This is a genomic window from Nocardia rosealba (assembly GCF_020216065.1).
Classification (GTDB): domain Bacteria; phylum Actinomycetota; class Actinomycetes; order Mycobacteriales; family Mycobacteriaceae; genus Nocardia; species Nocardia rosealba.
The window spans coordinates 264,269-280,410 of record NZ_JAIWNA010000005.1 but is presented as its reverse complement, the minus strand read 5'-3'; the positions used below and the strand labels follow the sequence as shown (position 1 = coordinate 280,410).

Genomic DNA, 16,142 nt, shown 5'->3' with positions numbered 1-16,142 from the left:
CTACGCCGCCCCGATGGTCGCGGGGCGGCGGGCGGTTCCGAACAGTTCCGCGGTGGCGTGTGCCCGCTTGAAGTACAGGTGGGCGTCGTGTTCCCAGGTGATGGCGATACCGCCGTGCAACTGGATGGTCTCGGCGGCCACCGCGTTGAACGCTTCGGTGCAGTGGGTGCGGGCAACCCACACGTCCTCGGCGGCCGAATCGCTGCCCGCCGCCAGCGACTGGGCGGCCAGCAGCGCGGCCGATTCCGCCGATTCGACGAGCACATACATATCGGCCATGCGGTGCTTGAGCGCCTGGAAGCTGCCGATCGGCCTGCCGAACTGCACTCGCGCGCTGGTGTATTCGACCGTCATCTCGATGCAGCGTCGTGCGGCGCCGACCTGTTCGGCGGCCAGCGCCGCCCACGCGATGTCACGCAGCCGGCTGCCCGGGTCGCCGAGCCTGGTCGCCGGGGTTTCGGTAAAGGTGATGCTCGCGAGGGTGCGGGTGTGGTCGAGTCCCGGCGTCGGCGTCACAGTGACACCTGCCGCGGTAGGCGAGGTTTCGAACAATCCGTCGTCGGTGAGTACGAGCAGGACGTCGGCTTGCGCGCCGTGCAGCACGTAATGCGCTGTCCCGCTGAGCAATCCGCCTTCCACGCGCACGCCGCAGTTGTCCCAGCCCTGGGAATCCGCCCAGCACAGCGCGGCCGTGCGAGCGCCTTCGGCGAGGTCGGGGAGCAGCCGCTCGCAAGCCTGTTCATCGCCGGCCAGCAGGACGGCTTGGACGCCGAGTACGGCCGAACCGAGCATCGGCACGCCGCTCAGCACCCGGCCCAATTCGCCGACGACCATGAGCGATTCGACGAGACTCGCGCCGACGCCGCCCCACTGCTCCGGCACCGCGAGGGCCGCGACTCCCACCTGCTCGCACAGCAGCTGCCACAGCTTCGGGTCGTACCCGAGGTCGCTGTCCATCGCCGCGCGAAGGGCTTCCGGAGTCGCGTGTTTGGCCAGCAGTGCCCGCACCGACGAGCGGAATTCGAGCAGTTCATTCGATGACATGGGTTTCCTCGGTGCGTAGGGCGGTGGCGATCCGCGCTCGGTGGAAGTCGGCGGTCCCCCAGGCGGTGCGCAGAGCGGCGACCCGGGTGAGCCACAGCGAGAGGTCGCATTCGGCGGTGTAGCCGATCGCGCCATGGACCTGCAGGCCGGCCCGTGACGCGCGGTGAGCCCCATCGCCGCAGGCCACGAGGGCTGCCGATACATCGCGCGCGCGATCGGGGGAGTCGAGGGTGAGGGCGGCGCGGTACAGTAGCGGCTCGGCCAGATCGAGCGCGATCCGTACATCGGCGAGCTGCTGCTTCACCGCTTGGAATTCACCGATGACGCGGCCGAACTGCTTGCGCTGCTTGGCATAGGCGGTCGTCTGATCGAGGATGGCGCGACCCGCTCCTAGTAGCTGTGCCGCGCAGGCGAGCACACCCATATCGAAGGCGAAGTCGACGGCATCGGAATCCTCGGCCACCACCTCGTCGGCGGACACTTCGAACAGCTTGCGGGCCGGATCGATCGACGCGATCGCCGCCGTGGTCTCGAACCGGCGCGCACCACGGACATCGGCGCCGACATCCGCGGTTTCGTCGGGTTCACCGGTCCCGGGCCGCGATCGGTCGGCGGTAGCGGCGCCGAGGCCAGGCTGACCTGTGGAGACCTGTGCACTACCGGCCACCAGGACGAATTCAGCGGCATCCGCGTCGAGCGCGACGGTGCGGCCGCCGTGCTCGAAGGCGATGGTGCCGAGCAGTTCACCAGTCGCCACCCCCGACAGCCAGCGCTCGGCGGTGGCCGGGAGATGTTGCAGCAGAGCGGGAATCACGGCGGACGATTCGATCACCGGACCAGGTACGGCCGCGCGCCCGAGTTCGATCAGTGCCACCACCAGGTCGACCGGCGTGGCATCCGCGCCGTCGTGTTCCTCGTCGACGATAAGCCCGAAGACACCCATGTCGGCGACCTGCCGCAGGATCGCGCGGCCACGGGCGGTGTCGCCCTCGGACCAGGCGCGCACGGCGGCAGGCACCTGCCCCGCATCCAGGATCTTGCGCAGCTCCGCGGCGAAGTCGAGCTGCTCGGTACTGAGGGCGAATCTCATCGCACACCTCCTGTTGTCGGGTGGTCGATTCGACTCACATCGTTCGACGTCCGGGTCGCGGGCCCGGTGGTCGCGGCGAGAGGGGTCCGGCCGTCGGGGACCTCGCGCCGGTGGGTGGAGAAGTTGAGCTGTGTCCGAGCATCCGGGAGGTCGATCGCAGAGCCGGGGGCGCCGCCGAGCTCGTCGCGGGCGGCGCGCACCTCACCTGTGCGCTGCTCGAGATGCAGCAGGAAGCGGGTGTTCATCGCTTGCTCTCCCGTGGCAGGCCGAGGAGGCGTTCGGCGATGATGTTGCGCTGGATCTCGTTGGTGCCCGCGTAGATCGGGCCCGCGAGGGAGAACAGGTAGCCGTCGGTCCACGAACTGCGCTGCTCGGCGGCCGGTCCGAGCAGGTCGAGGCCCGTTTCGTGCATGGCGATGTCGAGGTCGGACCAGAAGACCTTGGTGATCGAGGATTCCGCGCCGAGCTGGCCGCCGTCCTGCAGGCGGGTGACAGTTCCGAAAGTGTGCAGCCGGTATGCCTCGGCCCCGAGCCAGGCGTCGACCACCGCGTTGCGGGCGGCGGTGTCGGTGGGATCAGAGGTCTGCTTCCACAGATCGATCAGGCGTTGCGCGGTGGCGCTGAATCGGCCGGGGCTGCGCAGCGAGAGGCCGCGCTCGTTGCTCGAGGTGGCCATCGCCACCCGCCAGCCCTCGTTGGGTGCGCCGATCACGTCGTGGTCGGGGACGAACACGTCGTCGAGAAAGATCTCGGCGAAGCCGGGTTCGCCGTCGAGCTGCGGGATCGGGCGCACGCTCACGCCCTCGGCCGTCAGCGGGAACATCACGTAGGTCAGCCCGTGATGACGCTGCGCCTCGGGATCGCTGCGGAACAGGCCGAAAGCCCAATCCGCGTAGGACGCACGGGAACTCCACGTCTTCTGACCGTTGAGCACCCACCCGCCCTCGGTGCGCCGGGCGGTCGAGCGCAGGCCCGCGAGGTCGCTACCCGCCTCCGGCTCCGACCAGGCCTGCGCCCAGATGTCCTCGCCGCGAGCCATTCTCGGCAGGATCCGGGCCAGCTGCTCCTCGGTGCCGTGCTCGAACAGTGTCGGCGCCAGCAGGAAGATGCCGTTCTGGGCCACCCGGCCCGGCGCGCCCGCCGCGTAGTACTCCTGCTCGAACAAAACCCATTCGAGAATGGAGGCGTCGCGCCCACCGTATTCACGCGGCCACGACACTGCCGAGAGCCGAGCCTCGGCCAGCGTCGCCTCCCAGGCACGATGGGCGGCAAAGCCTTCCGCGGTGTCCATGGACGGCAGCGGTTCGCGGGGCACATGGGTGGCGAGGAATTCGCGCACCTCGAGCTGGAACTGTGTGGCTGCCTCGTCGATCTCGAGATCCATCTACTTCGACCCGTTCTGTTCGGCCGCGGCGGTCTTCATCGTCTTGGCGTTCATCCCGCCCAGCGAATCGGCACCGACCTCGGCATTGTGCGCGTGCGCGAAATGATGCAGTCCGAAGACCGAGTCCATGCCCGAGCGCATCCCCATCAGATCCTCGGCCTGGTTCACCGCCTTCTTGGTGAGCGCGAGCCCGAACTGCGGCATGGTGGCGATCTTCTCGGCGAGCGCGATGGTCTCGGCTTCCAGCTCCCCGCGCGGCACGACCCGGTTCACCATGCCCCACTTCTCGGCCTGCGCGGCCCCGAACCGGTCACCGGTGAACAGGAACTCCTTGGCCGCGCGCGGGCCCATCACCCACGGATGCGCGAAGTACTCCACACCCGGAATGCCCATGCGGACAACGGGATCGGAGAAGAAGGCGTCGTCGGAGCAGACGATCAGATCGCACACCCAGGCCAGCATCAGCCCACCGGCGATGCACGCGCCCTGCACCATCGCGATCGTCGGCTTGGGGATCTCGCGCCAGCGCCTGCACATGCCGAGATACACCTCGGTCTCGCGGGCGAATCGCTGGTCGCCACCGGTGCGGTCGACGTGGTCCCACCACAGCGCGGCCTTGTTCTCGTAGTGCGCGTCGTGGTCGCGGCCCGGTGTGCCGATGTCATGCCCGGCACTGAAGTGTTTTCCGTTGCCCGCGAGCACGATCACCTTCACCGCGGCGTCCTCGACCGCGCGCACGAACGCGGCGTCGAGGGCGTAGGTCATCTTCGAGTTCTGCGCGTTGCGGAAATCGGGCCGGTTCATGGTGATGACAGCCACCGGTCCGCGCACCTCGTAGGTGACGACCTCGGTTTCGGAACTCACGACTTCTCCTCACGTAGCTCGCGCTTGAGCACCTTGCCCGCCGCGCTGTAGGGCAGCCGGTCGCGGAACTCGACGAACCGGGGCACCTTGAAATTCGCCAGATGGGCGCTCGCGTGGGCGAGCACGTCGTCGGCGGTCAGGTCCGTGTCCGGCTTGCGGACGACGAACGCCATGCCGACCTCGCCCATCCGCTCGTCGGGCACCCCGATCACCGCGGACTCGGCGACACCGTCGAGGCGGGCGAGGGTCTGCTCGATCTCGGCGGGATAGACGTTGAATCCGCCGGTGATGTACATGTCCTTGAGCCGGTCGGTGATCTTGAGGTAGCCGCGGTCGTCGACCACGCCGATGTCGCCGGTGTGCAGCCAGCCGTCGGTGTCGATCGCCTCGGCGGTGGCCTCGGGATCGTCGAGGTAGCCGAGCATCACGTTGGGGCCGCGCAGCAGCACTTCACCGTTGTCGGCCAGGCGCAGTTCGAAGCCGGCGATGGGCTTGCCGCAGGTGTTGGCGATGGTCTCGGCGTCGTCGTCGGGGTCGCACATGGTGCCGAAGCCTGCGGTCTCCGACAGGCCGTAGGCGGTAATGACCACCTCGAAGTCGAGGTCGTCGCGCATCCGCTCGATCAGCACCACCGGCACGGTCGCCGCGCCGGTCACCGCGACGCGCAGCGAAGAGAGGTCCCGCTCGCCGCGCTCGGGGTGATCGAGGATGGTCTGGTAGATCGTCGGCGGCCCGGTGAGCACGGTGATCCGTTCGGACTCGACCAGGCGCAGCGCGGCCGGGACATCGAATGTCGCCTGCGGGACGATCGTCGCCCCGGTGACCAGGCACGCCAGGATGCCCGCCTTGTAACCGAAGTTGTGGAAGAAGGGTGGGATCACCAGGTAGCGGTCGCCCGCGCGCACGGTCGAGCAGGCGCACCAGGCACGCACCACATCCAGAGCCTGCCGGTGGGCGACCAGGGTGCCTTTGCTGCGGCCGGTGGTGCCGGAGGTGAAGAGGATGTCGGAGATGTCGTCGGGGGAGACCTGCGCCGCGCGCGCTTCGCCGTCGGCCTCGGTGACCCGCTCGGCCTCGGCGAGGAAATCGTCCCAGGTGAGCGAGCCGGTCCCGGTGGCCGCGCCCGGCTCGACCGGGATGACGACAACCGTTCCGATGGTCGATTCCGGTGCTTCGGTGAGCAGCTCGGCGACCCGGTCGCGGCCCAGGAACGGACCGGCGACGAACAGTGCCTTCGCATCGACCCGGTTCAGCACGTCGACCGCCTCGGCCGCCACGTACCGGGTGTTCAGCGGCACGAGCGCGGCACCGGCCGAATGCGCGGCCAGCGCGGCCACCACCCAGTGATGGGTATTCGGTGCCCACATGGCGACCCGGTCGCCTGGTTCGATGCCGCGGGCGATGAGCGCGCGCGCCGCGATCCGCACCTGGTCGAGCAGTTGCGCCCACGTCAGGCGGGTTTCGCCGTCGACGATGGCAGGCTCGTGCGGATACGCCGCGGCGGTCTGGCGCAGCGCCTGCGGGGTGGTCTGTGCAGCGGGTGTCACGGGGTCCTCACCGTTGTGCGGTTCGCTGTTCTTCACGAAGCAGCTAACAAAGCAAGTGCTTGGTAGGTTACTCTACCGTGGTGGGCGTGATCCAGACCGCAGATTCAGTTACCTCCGACGCGGAGTTCCGCGCCGAGATCCGTGATTGGCTTGCCGAAAACCTCGCGGGCGAGTTCGCCGACCTGCGCGGTACCGGCGGGCCGGGCCGAGAACACGAGCACTTCGAGCGACGGCTGGCCTGGGATCGTCATCTCGCCGCCGCCGGCTGGACGTGTCTCGGCTGGCCGGTGGAGTACGGCGGCCGCGACGAGAGCGTCGCCAGGCAGGTGATCTTCCACGAGGAGTACGCCAAGGCCGACGCGCCCGCGCGGGTCTCACACGTGGGTGAGGAACTGCTCGGGCCGACCGTGCTCGCCTTCGGTACCGAGGAGCAGAAGAAGCGCTTCCTGCCCGGCGTCCGTTCGGTCGGCGAGCTGTGGTGTCAGGGCTACTCCGAGCCGGGCGCGGGTTCCGACCTGGCCGCCGTGTCGACGACCGCCCGCCTCGACGGCGACCAGTGGGTGATCAACGGCCAGAAGATCTGGACCTCGCTGGCCCACGTGGCCGACTGGTGCTTCGTGATCGCCCGCACCGAACGCGGGTCTACCCGTCATCACGGCCTGTCCTACCTGCTCGTCCCGATGAACCAGCCGGGCATAACCGTTCGCCCGATCCAGCAGCTCACCGGCACTTCGGAATTCAACGAGGTGTACTTCGACGACGCCCGCACCGACGCGGACCTCGTCGTCGGCGTGCCGGGTGACGGCTGGCGAATCGCCATGGGCACCTTGACCTTCGAGCGTGGCATCTCCACCCTCGGCCAGCAGATCCGCTTCGCCCGCGAACTCACCGACATCGAAGACCTCGCCCGCCGCACCGGTGCCGCCGACGACCCGCTGATCGCCGCGCGTTTCGACCGCGCCTGGGTGGGCCTTCGGGTGCTGCGCGCCCACGCGCTGCGCACCATGGGCGACGAGAACGACGCGGGCGGCGCCTCGGTGTCGAAGTTGTTGTGGGCCAACTGGCATCGCGACCTCGGCGAGCTGGCCATGGCGGTGCAGGGCGCCGCCGGTCTGGTGATCCCCGACGACGACATGACCGCATGGCAGCGGCTGTACCTGTTCAGCCGCGCCGACACCATCTACGGAGGTTCGAACGAAGTGCAGCGCAACATCATCGCCGAGCGGGTGCTCGGTCTGCCGCGCGAGGCCCGACCGTGACCGGCCCGCTCGCCACCCCGCCCGCGCCCATCCCCGGCCACGGCCTGCTCACCGGCCGCAAGGGTGTCGTCACCGCCGCCGCCGGTACCGGCATCGGCTCGGCCACCGCCCGCAGGCTCCTGTCCGAGGGTGCCGATGTGGTGGTATCCGATTGGCACGAGCGGAGATTGGGTGAAACCGCCGAACTGCTCGCCAAGGAATTCCCGGAGCGCACCGTCGGCGCCGTGGTGTGCGATGTGCGCGACACCGCCCAGGTGAATCAGCTGCTCACCGCCGCTGCCGCCGAACTCGGGCGCATCGACATCATGATCAACAACGCCGGCCTCGGCGGCGAGACCCCCGTGGTCGACATGACCGACGAGCAGTGGGACCAGGTTCTCGACATCACCCTCACCGGCACCTTCCGCTGCACGCGGGCAGCGCTCGGCTACTTCCGCGACGCGGGCCACGGCGGCGTGATCGTCAACAACGCCAGCGTGCTCGGCTGGCGAGCGCAGCACGGCCAGGCGCACTACGCCGCGGCCAAGGCGGGTGTGATGGCGCTGACCAGGTGCAGCGCGATCGAGGCCGCCGAGTTCGGGGTGCGCATCAATGCCGTCGCGCCGAGCATCGCGCGCCACCCGTTCCTGGACAAGGTGAGCTCATCGGAACTGCTCGACAACCTCAGCGAGCGTGAGGCTTTCGGGCGCGCGGCCGAGCCGTGGGAGGTCGCGGCGACGATCGCCATGCTGGCCAGTGATTACACCTCGTACCTGACCGGTGAGGTGGTTTCCGTGAGTAGTCAGCGCGCATGACGGCAGCAGCATTCCAAGCAAGTGCTTGGTTGTACGATGTCTAGGGTGACAGCACCCGATACCGCGAAACGCACCCGCCGCGACGAACTGCTCGCCCTCGCCGCCGACCTGTTCGCCGAGCGCGGCCTGCGCGCCACCACGGTGCGCGACATCGCCGATTCGGCAGGCATCCTCTCGGGCAGTCTCTACCACCATTTCGATTCCAAGGAATCCATGGTCGACGAGATCCTGCGCGGCTTCCTCGACGACCTGTTCGGTCGCTACCGCGAGATCGCCGCCGCCGGACTCAGTTCGCGGGCCACCCTCGAGGCCCTGGTCCTCGCCTCCTACGAGGCGTTCGACCGGCATCACGCCGCCGTCGCGATCTACCAGGCCGAAGCCAAGAACCTGCGTGACGTGGAACGTTTCGGCTACATCCGTGACTTCAACACCGAGTTCCGCGATCTGTGGCACCGGGTGCTCGCCGCCGGCGTCGCCGACGGCAGCTTCCGGCCCGAACTCGACGTGGAACTGGCCTTCCGCTTCCTGCGCGACACCGTGTGGGTCGCGGTCCGCTGGTACACCCCCGGCGGTCCCATCACCGTGAAAAACCTTGCCTCGCAATATCTGACCATCGTGCTCGACGGGCTCACCGTGCCCGCGAGCGACGCGCCTTAGGAGTACCCCATGACCGCACCCGCCGAGCGCCGCCCCTACACCCCGTTGCGGGAGGCCTATGTGATCGATGCGGTGCGGACCGCTGTCGGCAAGCGTGGCGGCGCGCTGGCCGGTGTGCACCCGGCCGACCTCGGCGCCGCCGCACTGCGCGGACTCGTCGAGCGCACCGGTATCGACCCGGCTGTCGTCGACGACGTGATCGTCGGCTGTGTCGACAACATCGGCCCGCAGGCGGGCAATATCGGGCGCACGATGTGGCTGACCGCGGGCTTCCCCGAGGAAGTTCCCGGCGTCACCGTCGACCGGCAGTGCGGTTCCAGCCAGCAGGCCATCAATTTCGGCGCCCAGGCCATCATGAGCGGCACCGCGGAGGTGATCGTCGCGGGTGGCGTGCAGAACATGAGCGCCATCCCGATCTCGGCGGCCATGCTCGCGGGCAAGGAATACGGATTCGACTCGCCCTTCGTCGGCGCCACCGGCTGGGATCAGCGCTACGGCACCGGCGAGGTATCGCAGTTCCGTGGCGCCGAGCTGATCGCCGAGAAGTGGGGCATCACCCGCGAGGACATGGAGCAGTGGGCGCTGCGCAGCCATCAGCGGGCTCGTGCGGCCATCGCCGAGGGCCGCTCCGAGGCCGAGATCGTGCCGGTCGGTGACTTCACCGTCGACCAGGGCCCGCGTGAGACCAGCCTCGAGAAGATGGCCACGCTGCAACCGCTGAGCGAGGGCAGCCCGCTCACCGCCGCGGTGGCCAGCCAGATCTCCGACGGTGCGAGCGCGACGTTGCTCGCCTCGGAGTGGGCCGTCAAGGAGTACGGGCTCACCCCGCGGGCCCGCATCCATCACGTCAGCGCGCGCGGCGCCGACCCGATCTTCATGCTGAGCGCGCCCATTCCGGCCACCCAGTGGGCGCTTGAGAAGACCGGGCTCACCATCGACGACATCGATGTCATCGAGATCAACGAGGCCTTCGCGCCGGTGGTCCTGGCCTGGATCAAGGAGATCGGCGCCGATCCGGCGAAGGTCAATGTCAACGGCGGTGCCATCGCCCTCGGTCATCCGCTCGGCGCGACCGGCGCGAAGCTGTTCGCCACCCTGCTGCACGAGCTCGAGCGGGTGAACGGCCGCTACGGTCTGCTCACCATCTGTGAGGGCGGCGGCACCGCGAACGTCACCATCATCGAACGCCTCGGCGCGAGCGAGTAATTCGACACGAAGCCGCCAGCGGCCCGGTACCGGACACTCCGGTATCGGGCCGCTGTGCGTCCGGCGGACTTGCGGGCGAGCGATCGGTCACCGAGACTGAGCGGTTGCTCTCCCGGCGCCACCGCGATAACACGTTGGCGCAGTGGGTAAGCCATGTGCTGAAGCGGTGCCGGTCAGGTACTGCTCGTGGAAACAGGGAACAGGAATTTCGAATGGGTTACCCACAACCGCCCAACCCGTATCAAGGTCGGCCAGGTCAGCCGATGCAGCCTGGTCAGCCGTATCCGGGCCAGCCGATGCCGGGTCAGCCCTACCCGCAGGGTCAGCCGTACCCGCAGGGTCAGCCGTACCCGCAGGGACAGCCGTATCCGCAGGGACAGCCGTACGGCGCGCCCGGTGGTTACGGGCAGCCGCCGCGTCGGTCGGGCGGCGGCGGCAAGATCGTTCTCATCCTGGGCGGTCTGGTCGTGCTGGTCGCGATCGCGGTCGGCGCGATCTACATGTTCGGCGGTGGCGGCGGTCCGCTCGGTGGTGGCGGCTACGACACCCCGCGCGCGGCGGCGCAGGCCTGGGTCGACAAGGAGGGCGAGCTCGAAGACCTGGTGTGCGCCTCCGACCGCGACGAGATCGCGAAGTACGAGAACCAGGCCACGCCGACCAAGGCACCGTCGGGCGGCGGTGCACCGAGCGTCACGACGACGCTGAAGAGCGTGGATGTCGCCTCCGGCAGCAAGTCCGGGACGTTCACCACGGCGATGAGCATGACGATCCTCGGCCAGAGCACAACCTCCACCGCGACCTACAAGCTGGTCGAGGAGGACGGCGGCTGGCGGGTGTGCGGAATCCTCAACCCGACCATCGAAACGGAGTGAGCGCGGCGGGTCGGTCCCATCGGGCCGACCCGGTCGCCGCCTCTCCTGCTCCGCGGGCGTCGGGCACCGGCCTACGATGGGAGCGGTGAAGGTGCTCGGCGCGTGCCCACTCGACTGTCCTGATGCCTGCTCGTGGGTGGTGACGGTCGAGGACGGCGTCGCGACCGGCCTGCGTGGCAACAAAGAACACCCGGTCACGCGCGGTGCGCTGTGCGTGAAGGTGAATCGCTATCTGGAGCAGGTCGGTGCGCCGGACCGGCTCAGGTATCCGCTGCGCCGGACGGGTCCCAAGGGTTCCGGGCGGTTCGAGCGGATCAGCTGGGACGAGGCCCTCGACGAGATCGCCACCCGGCTCACCGGCATCATCGACGAGTTCGGTGCCGAGGCGATCTGGCCGTTCCACGGCACCGGCAGCCTCGGCTACCTTCAGGGCCTCGAGGGGTATCCCGGCCGCCGCATGTTCAACGTGCTCGGCGCCTCCCACCATGCGGCGACCATCTGCTCGGTCGCGGGCAGCGCGGGGCTGAGCTACACACTCGGCACCTCCGGCGGCATGGACCCGGAGGACTTCGCGAAGTCGAAGCTGATCCTGCTGTGGGGCACCAATCCGCTCACCTCCGGTCATCACCTGTGGAAGTTCGTGCAGGACAGCGGCGCCTACCTGGTCGCGATCGACCCGGTGCGCACCAAGACCGCCGAACGCTGCGACGAACACCTCGCACCCCTGCCCGGCACCGATGCAGCCCTAGCGCTCGGCTTGCTGCACGTGGTGGTCTCGCTGGGTGCCGAGGACACGGAATTCATCGCCGAGCACACCGAGGGCTGGCCCGAATTCCGTGAGCGCATCATGGAATTCACCCCGGAGCGGGTGGCCGCGATCACCGGCCTCGAGCGCGAACAGATCGTCGCGCTCGGTGAACGGATCGCGGGTACCAGGCCGACCGCGATCCGCGCCTCCCAGGGCATGCAGCGCCACGCCGGTGGCGGGATGGCGCTGCGGGTGCTCGGCTGCCTGCCCGGCGTCACCGGTGACTGGGCGCTTCCCGGAGGTGGCCTGCACTATTCGACGAGCGGGCACTTCGAACTCGACCTGCCCGCCCTGGTGCGCGACGATCTGCTGCCGCACCCGGTGCGCACCTTGTCGATGACCAGGCTCGGTGAGGCCTTGCTCGACGTCGACGAGCCGCCGGTGCAGGCGCTGTTCGTGATCGGCGCGAATCCGGTCGGCTCCAATCCGGATCAGCGCCGGGTGATCGAAGGCCTGTCACGCGAGGACCTGTTCACCGTGGTGCTGGAGCATTTCACCACCGACACGGTCGATTACGCCGACATCGTGCTGCCCGCGACCATGCAACCCGAGCATCTCGACGTGATCGCGGGCTACGGCCACCTGTACCTGGTGTGGAACGAGCCCGCCGTCGAGCCGCCGGGCGAATGCCTGTCCACCACAGAGACTTTCCGCCGGCTGTCCCGTCGCCTCGGACTCACCGAACCGGCGCTGTACGAATCGGACGAGGAACTGGCCCGTCAGCTACTGAAGGGTCACGATCTCGACCGGTTGCGCGCCGACGGCTTCTTGAAGGTGCAACCGGGGCCCGTCCCCGCAGGAAAACTCCAGTTCGTCTCTCCTCGCGCGCAATTCGCGGGTCACGACCCGCTGCCCACCTACACCCCACCCGCCGACCCCGGCGACGGACTCGTGCTGATTTCGGCCGCCTCGCACTACTTCCTGAACACCACCTTCGGTGCCAACCCCGAATTGCGCCGCCGCGCAGGCGAAACCCGTATCACGCTGCATCCCGATGATGCCGCCGCGCGCGGAATCGCCGACGGTGCCCCGGTGTCGGTCGTCAACGCTCGCGGTTCCTTCGAGGCGATCGCCGAGGTGTCCGACCGTGTCAGACCCGGCGTAGCGGGTACCACGAAGGGACGCTGGGCCAAGGATTCCGGCGGCGCGACCGTCAACGCCACGATCGCCGAACGCGACGCCGACTTCGGCGGCGGCGCGGTCTTCCACGACAACCGGGTGGAGGTGGTACCCCGCTGACAAGAACCGCACGCGATCACCGAACGAAAGGCACGCAGTGATGTGGAAGTACACCGGCCGCGCGACGCTCGTCGCGGCGGCAACCGCAGGACTCCTCCTCGGCGCGACGACCCCCGCCTCGGCAATGACTCCGTTCAAGCCCACCTACACCCTCGCCACCGGCTGGACCTGCGCAGGTCAGATCGACGCGACTGCCCTGTCCGGGCAAGGCATCACCAGGTCCGGTGAGGCGGAGATGCGGCTGCGCGGCACGTTCTGGAGCGCGACCCCCGGTTCACATCAGAGCGGCTGCACGGTGACGACGACGGTCGAGTGGCGCAATCTCGACACCGGTGCGGGCGGTTCGGCGGCGACTGTCGTCGCAGGCGGTCCGAGCGGGCAACCGGGCCCCGAGGTGGGCCTGACACTCGCGACGGGCGCCGGACGGATCGAGGCGACCATCCGCACCACGCCGCTGGCGCATCTGCCGAGCACCGGGGAGTTCGCGGTCTCCGAATTCTGAGTGGAAAGAGCACCGAACCGGATGCGCGCCTTGTGAGTACCACATCCGGTTCGGTGCCCTGTTCGCCCTTTCGACGGGAGGCTCAGACCCGTCGGGCGGCATCCCGGCGCACCGCTGTGGGGGGCTCGCCGGGATGGGTCTGGAGTCAGCTCTGCTCGGTGACCGGTGTGTCGACCAGCGTGCCGACGGCCGCGATGCGCGTGAGCGCGTCGGTGACGATGCCGTCGATCAGCTCGGCCACCGTCGGCAGGCTGTCGATGATTCCGGTGACCTGGCCCGCGGGCAGCACACCCGCATCGGTACGGCCCTCGACGAGACCGGCCTTGGTCAGCATCGCCGAGTTGGCCGCCATCACGACCTGCGACCAGCTGAGGTCCTTGGTCTTCCGCATGGCGAGACCGTCGCGCATCAGCGTCGACCACTTCATCCCGGTCATGCTCTTGAACTTGGCGGCGTTGCCGACGGCCGCCGACAGTCCGCGCCAGCCGCCCGAATGTTCCAGGCGCTCCACCAGTTCGGTGTTGAGCATGCGGTGCGGCATGCCGTCGACCTTCACCGAAACCACGGTGTCGCCCAGTCCACGCGCCAGGTACTCCTGTTTCACGGCGTCGGGGACGGTGCTCTCCTGGGTGAGCAGGAACCGGGTGCCCATGGCCACCCCGGCGGCACCGTAGGACAGCGCCGCCGCGAGCCCGCGCCCGTCGAAGAAACCGCCGGCCGCGACGACCGGGATGTCGACGGCGTCGAGCACCGAGGGCAGCAGCAGCGTGGTGGCCACCGGTCCGGTGTGCCCACCGCCCTCACCGCCCTGCACGATCACCGCGTCCGCACCCCACGAGGCCACCTTCACGGCGTGCTTGGCGGCACCGATCGACGGAATCACCACCACGCCCGCGTCTTTGAGCCGGGCGATCAGTTCCTTCTTCGGCGCCAAGGCGAACGAGGCGACCCGCACCTGCTCACGAATGAGCAGTTCGATGCGCTCGGGCGCGTCGGTGGCATCGGCGCGGATGTTCACCCCGAACGGCTTGTCGGTGAGCGACTTCGTCTTGGCGACAGCCGCTTCCAGCTCCTCGAAGGTCATCGTCGCCGAGGCGAGAATGCCCAGCCCGCCCGCGTTCGCGGTCGCGGCGACCAGCCGCGGTCCGGCCACCCAGCCCATTCCCGTCTGCACGACGGGATGCTCGATGCCGATCAGCTCGGTCAGCGGGGTACGCAGGCGGGCGGTCATGCGGCCACTTCCTTCTCGCGGAAACCCTTGGGGTCGAGCACGGTCCGGATGAGCCGCAGCTCCTCCTCGGTGGGCAGCCGGGTTTCGCCCGCGTCGGCCAGCCCGGCGATCTCGAAGGAGGTGTTCTCGGCGACCTCCTCGGCCGTCACACCCGGGTGCAGCGACAGCGCGCGCATGGTGTGCTCGGGGCCGCCGAAATCGAAGACGCCGAGGTTGGACACCACCCGGTGCAGGTGATGGAAACGGAAGGCGGGGTTGGCCGGGTCGATCTTGTCGTAGCCGACACCGCTCACGATGTCGACCTGCTCGCAGAACACCCGCGGGTTGTGCTTGGGCACGAAGTAGCTGGTCGCGTGGTTGATCGTATTGCCGGGCGCCCCGCGCACACCGAACATCTGCCTGCGCGGCTGCTGCAACGGCCCGAACGCCGAGAGGTTCTGGTTGCCGAAGCGGTCGAGCTGATTGGCGCCCATCACCACGTGCCGCCGACCCGAGGCCACCACGTCGAACACCTTGGAGAACGGAATCCAGCCCTCCACCGGGGCTTTCGCGCCGATCGCGGGCACCTCGGCGAAGAACAGTGCCTCACCGTCGGACAGCAGCAGGTCGGGTTCGAAGGTGAGCCTGGCCAGTCGCGCGCCGATGGTGGTGATCGTCGACATCGGGCTGGCCATGATCTCGCCCGCACCACGGAAGATCTCCGCCGCCGCGACGACGCACACCTCCGCGCGCGTGATCTGGCCGGTCGCCGGTACTGCGTTCATCGCTGCTCCTCCGCGAAAGCCTTGACGGCGGACTGGTATTCGTCTTCGTTCACGTCGAGATAGCGCGCCCTGAACTCGGCCCACGACTCCGGCGACTGCGCGGCCGCCACATAGTGCTTCTGGAATTTCTCGTCGCGTCCGTAGCTGCCCGAGAACGTGAAGTGGGCGCCACCGGGTGACTCGACGACGCCGTCGACCATCATCCGGTTGAGGATCAGCGCCTGCGACGGAACGGCTTTCACCAGTTCGTCGGTGTCGACGAGGCGGTCCACCGAGACGTAGCGTCGTTCGGCCGCGAGACAGTAGAGGTCGTCGAAGTAGGGATCGACGCCGGTGTAGGCGGCATTGCCGTGCTTGTCGCCCAGGTCCAGATGCACGAACGCCGCATCGAGATTCAGGGCGGGCATGGCGATCAACGTTTCGGTCCGGCCGTCGGCGTGCGGATACGGCGAGACGACGGTCTTCAGCTCGCCCTCCCAGAAGTCCGGCACCGCCGAGCCGAGCCCGGCCCGGATCGGCAGGAACGGCAACCGGGCGGCGGCGGCCTGCAATCCGCACTTCACCATGCCCTCGTCCATCTCGCGCACCGTGATCGCACCCTCGGTGCGCGCCTTGGCGAACCACGGGTCGTAGAACGGTGCCGAGTCGAGCGAGACGAAGCCGTAGTAGGCCTTGCGCACCTTGCCCGCCGAACACAGCAGACCGAGGTCCGGCCCGCCGTAGGTCACAACGGTCAGGTCGGTGACATCCGAGCGGAGCAGCGCACGGACCAGCGCCATCGGCTTACGCCGGGATCCCCAACCGCCGAGCCCGATCGTCATGCCGCTGCGCAGCTCGCCGACCACCTCGTCGAGGGTCATTCTCTTGTCGCGCATAGCTTT

General features: G+C 68.7%; 16 protein-coding genes. 7 read left to right on the top strand and 9 right to left on the bottom strand.

The window, feature by feature from the left end; genetic code table 11:
* The 6 genes from LDL21_RS20375 to LDL21_RS20350 are packed head-to-tail and all read right to left on the bottom strand — an operon-like array spanning nucleotide 1 to nucleotide 5,929.
* On the bottom strand, nucleotides 1–1,044 hold the full coding sequence (locus tag LDL21_RS20375) for an acyl-CoA dehydrogenase family protein (protein ID WP_225281347.1): 1,044 nt from the start codon (nucleotides 1,042–1,044) through the stop codon (nucleotides 1–3).
* Nucleotides 1,031–2,134, bottom strand: coding sequence for an acyl-CoA dehydrogenase family protein (locus LDL21_RS20370; RefSeq protein ID WP_225281346.1), 1,104 nt, complete (start codon nucleotides 2,132–2,134; stop codon nucleotides 1,031–1,033). The genes LDL21_RS20375 and LDL21_RS20370 overlap by 14 nt, the downstream gene beginning before the upstream one ends.
* On the bottom strand, nucleotides 2,131–2,379 hold the full coding sequence (locus LDL21_RS20365) for a hypothetical protein (RefSeq protein WP_225281345.1): 249 nt from the start codon (nucleotides 2,377–2,379) through the stop codon (nucleotides 2,131–2,133). Before LDL21_RS20365 ends, LDL21_RS20370 begins: the two co-directional genes overlap by 4 nt.
* Nucleotides 2,376–3,518 carry an acyl-CoA dehydrogenase family protein gene (locus tag LDL21_RS20360; RefSeq protein ID WP_225281344.1) on the bottom strand — a complete coding sequence of 381 codons (1,143 nt, stop codon included), beginning with the start codon at nucleotides 3,516–3,518 and terminating at the stop codon, nucleotides 2,376–2,378. Before LDL21_RS20360 ends, LDL21_RS20365 begins: the two co-directional genes overlap by 4 nt.
* On the bottom strand, nucleotides 3,519–4,382 hold the full coding sequence (locus LDL21_RS20355; RefSeq protein ID WP_225281343.1) for an enoyl-CoA hydratase: 864 nt from the start codon (nucleotides 4,380–4,382) through the stop codon (nucleotides 3,519–3,521).
* Complete coding sequence (locus LDL21_RS20350; RefSeq protein WP_225281342.1) at nucleotides 4,379–5,929, bottom strand: FadD3 family acyl-CoA ligase; 1,551 nt, start codon at nucleotides 5,927–5,929, stop codon at nucleotides 4,379–4,381. Before LDL21_RS20350 ends, LDL21_RS20355 begins: the two co-directional genes overlap by 4 nt.
* Nucleotides 5,930–6,009: 80 nt before the next feature.
* Between LDL21_RS20350 and LDL21_RS20345 the strand changes: the two genes are divergently transcribed.
* The 7 genes from LDL21_RS20345 (at nucleotide 6,010) to LDL21_RS20315 (ending at nucleotide 13,266) form a co-directional block, all read left to right on the top strand.
* Nucleotides 6,010–7,188, top strand: coding sequence for an acyl-CoA dehydrogenase family protein (locus LDL21_RS20345; RefSeq protein WP_225281341.1), 1,179 nt, complete (start codon nucleotides 6,010–6,012; stop codon nucleotides 7,186–7,188).
* On the top strand, nucleotides 7,185–7,982 hold the full coding sequence (locus LDL21_RS20340; RefSeq protein ID WP_067495528.1) for an SDR family oxidoreductase: 798 nt from the start codon (nucleotides 7,185–7,187) through the stop codon (nucleotides 7,980–7,982). Before LDL21_RS20345 ends, LDL21_RS20340 begins: the two co-directional genes overlap by 4 nt.
* A gap of 45 nt (nucleotides 7,983–8,027) precedes the next feature.
* A complete protein-coding gene (locus LDL21_RS20335; protein WP_370465895.1) occupies nucleotides 8,028–8,639 on the top strand; it encodes a TetR/AcrR family transcriptional regulator in 612 nt (203 codons plus the stop codon).
* A 45-nt stretch (nucleotides 8,640–8,684) separates the two neighbouring features.
* Complete coding sequence (locus LDL21_RS20330; protein WP_225281473.1) at nucleotides 8,685–9,845, top strand: acetyl-CoA C-acetyltransferase; 1,161 nt, start codon at nucleotides 8,685–8,687, stop codon at nucleotides 9,843–9,845.
* A 212-nt stretch (nucleotides 9,846–10,057) separates the two neighbouring features.
* Nucleotides 10,058–10,717 carry an Rv0361 family membrane protein gene (locus LDL21_RS20325; protein WP_225281340.1) on the top strand — a complete coding sequence of 220 codons (660 nt, stop codon included), beginning with the start codon at nucleotides 10,058–10,060 and terminating at the stop codon, nucleotides 10,715–10,717.
* A gap of 85 nt (nucleotides 10,718–10,802) precedes the next feature.
* Nucleotides 10,803–12,764, top strand: coding sequence for a molybdopterin-containing oxidoreductase family protein (locus tag LDL21_RS20320; RefSeq protein ID WP_443678047.1), 1,962 nt, complete (start codon nucleotides 10,803–10,805; stop codon nucleotides 12,762–12,764).
* Between the two features lie 40 nt (nucleotides 12,765–12,804).
* Nucleotides 12,805–13,266, top strand: coding sequence for a hypothetical protein (locus tag LDL21_RS20315; RefSeq protein WP_067640670.1), 462 nt, complete (start codon nucleotides 12,805–12,807; stop codon nucleotides 13,264–13,266).
* 145 nt (nucleotides 13,267–13,411) lie between these two features.
* Here the strand turns inward: LDL21_RS20315 and LDL21_RS20310 are convergent, their stop codons facing one another.
* The 3 genes from LDL21_RS20310 to LDL21_RS20300 are packed head-to-tail and all read right to left on the bottom strand — an operon-like array spanning nucleotide 13,412 to nucleotide 16,136.
* A complete protein-coding gene (locus LDL21_RS20310) occupies nucleotides 13,412–14,497 on the bottom strand; it encodes an NAD(P)H-dependent flavin oxidoreductase (protein WP_225281338.1) in 1,086 nt (361 codons plus the stop codon).
* Complete coding sequence (locus tag LDL21_RS20305) at nucleotides 14,494–15,261, bottom strand: CoA-transferase subunit beta (RefSeq protein WP_181701010.1); 768 nt, start codon at nucleotides 15,259–15,261, stop codon at nucleotides 14,494–14,496. The genes LDL21_RS20310 and LDL21_RS20305 overlap by 4 nt, the downstream gene beginning before the upstream one ends.
* Entirely contained in the window at nucleotides 15,258–16,136 is an 879-nt protein-coding gene (locus tag LDL21_RS20300; protein ID WP_225281337.1) for a CoA transferase subunit A, read from the bottom strand. The genes LDL21_RS20305 and LDL21_RS20300 overlap by 4 nt, the downstream gene beginning before the upstream one ends.
* Nucleotides 16,137–16,142: the final 6 nt, after the last annotated feature.

What these genes read in the sequence shown, in the direction of transcription:
- LDL21_RS20305 (WP_181701010.1), bottom strand. Translation starts at nt 15,261, where the DNA reads ATGAACGCAGTACCGGCGACCGGCCAGATCACGCGCGCGGAGGTGTGC.
- LDL21_RS20360 (WP_225281344.1), bottom strand. Translation starts at nt 3,518, where the DNA reads ATGGATCTCGAGATCGACGAGGCAGCCACACAGTTCCAGCTCGAGGTG.
- LDL21_RS20370 (WP_225281346.1), bottom strand. Translation starts at nt 2,134, where the DNA reads ATGAGATTCGCCCTCAGTACCGAGCAGCTCGACTTCGCCGCGGAGCTG.
- LDL21_RS20315 (WP_067640670.1), top strand. Translation starts at nt 12,805, where the DNA reads ATGTGGAAGTACACCGGCCGCGCGACGCTCGTCGCGGCGGCAACCGCA.
- LDL21_RS20375 (WP_225281347.1), bottom strand. Translation starts at nt 1,044, where the DNA reads ATGTCATCGAATGAACTGCTCGAATTCCGCTCGTCGGTGCGGGCACTG.
- LDL21_RS20300 (WP_225281337.1), bottom strand. Translation starts at nt 16,136, where the DNA reads ATGCGCGACAAGAGAATGACCCTCGACGAGGTGGTCGGCGAGCTGCGC.
- LDL21_RS20310 (WP_225281338.1), bottom strand. Translation starts at nt 14,497, where the DNA reads ATGACCGCCCGCCTGCGTACCCCGCTGACCGAGCTGATCGGCATCGAG.
- LDL21_RS20325 (WP_225281340.1), top strand. Translation starts at nt 10,058, where the DNA reads ATGGGTTACCCACAACCGCCCAACCCGTATCAAGGTCGGCCAGGTCAG.
- LDL21_RS20365 (WP_225281345.1), bottom strand. Translation starts at nt 2,379, where the DNA reads ATGAACACCCGCTTCCTGCTGCATCTCGAGCAGCGCACAGGTGAGGTG.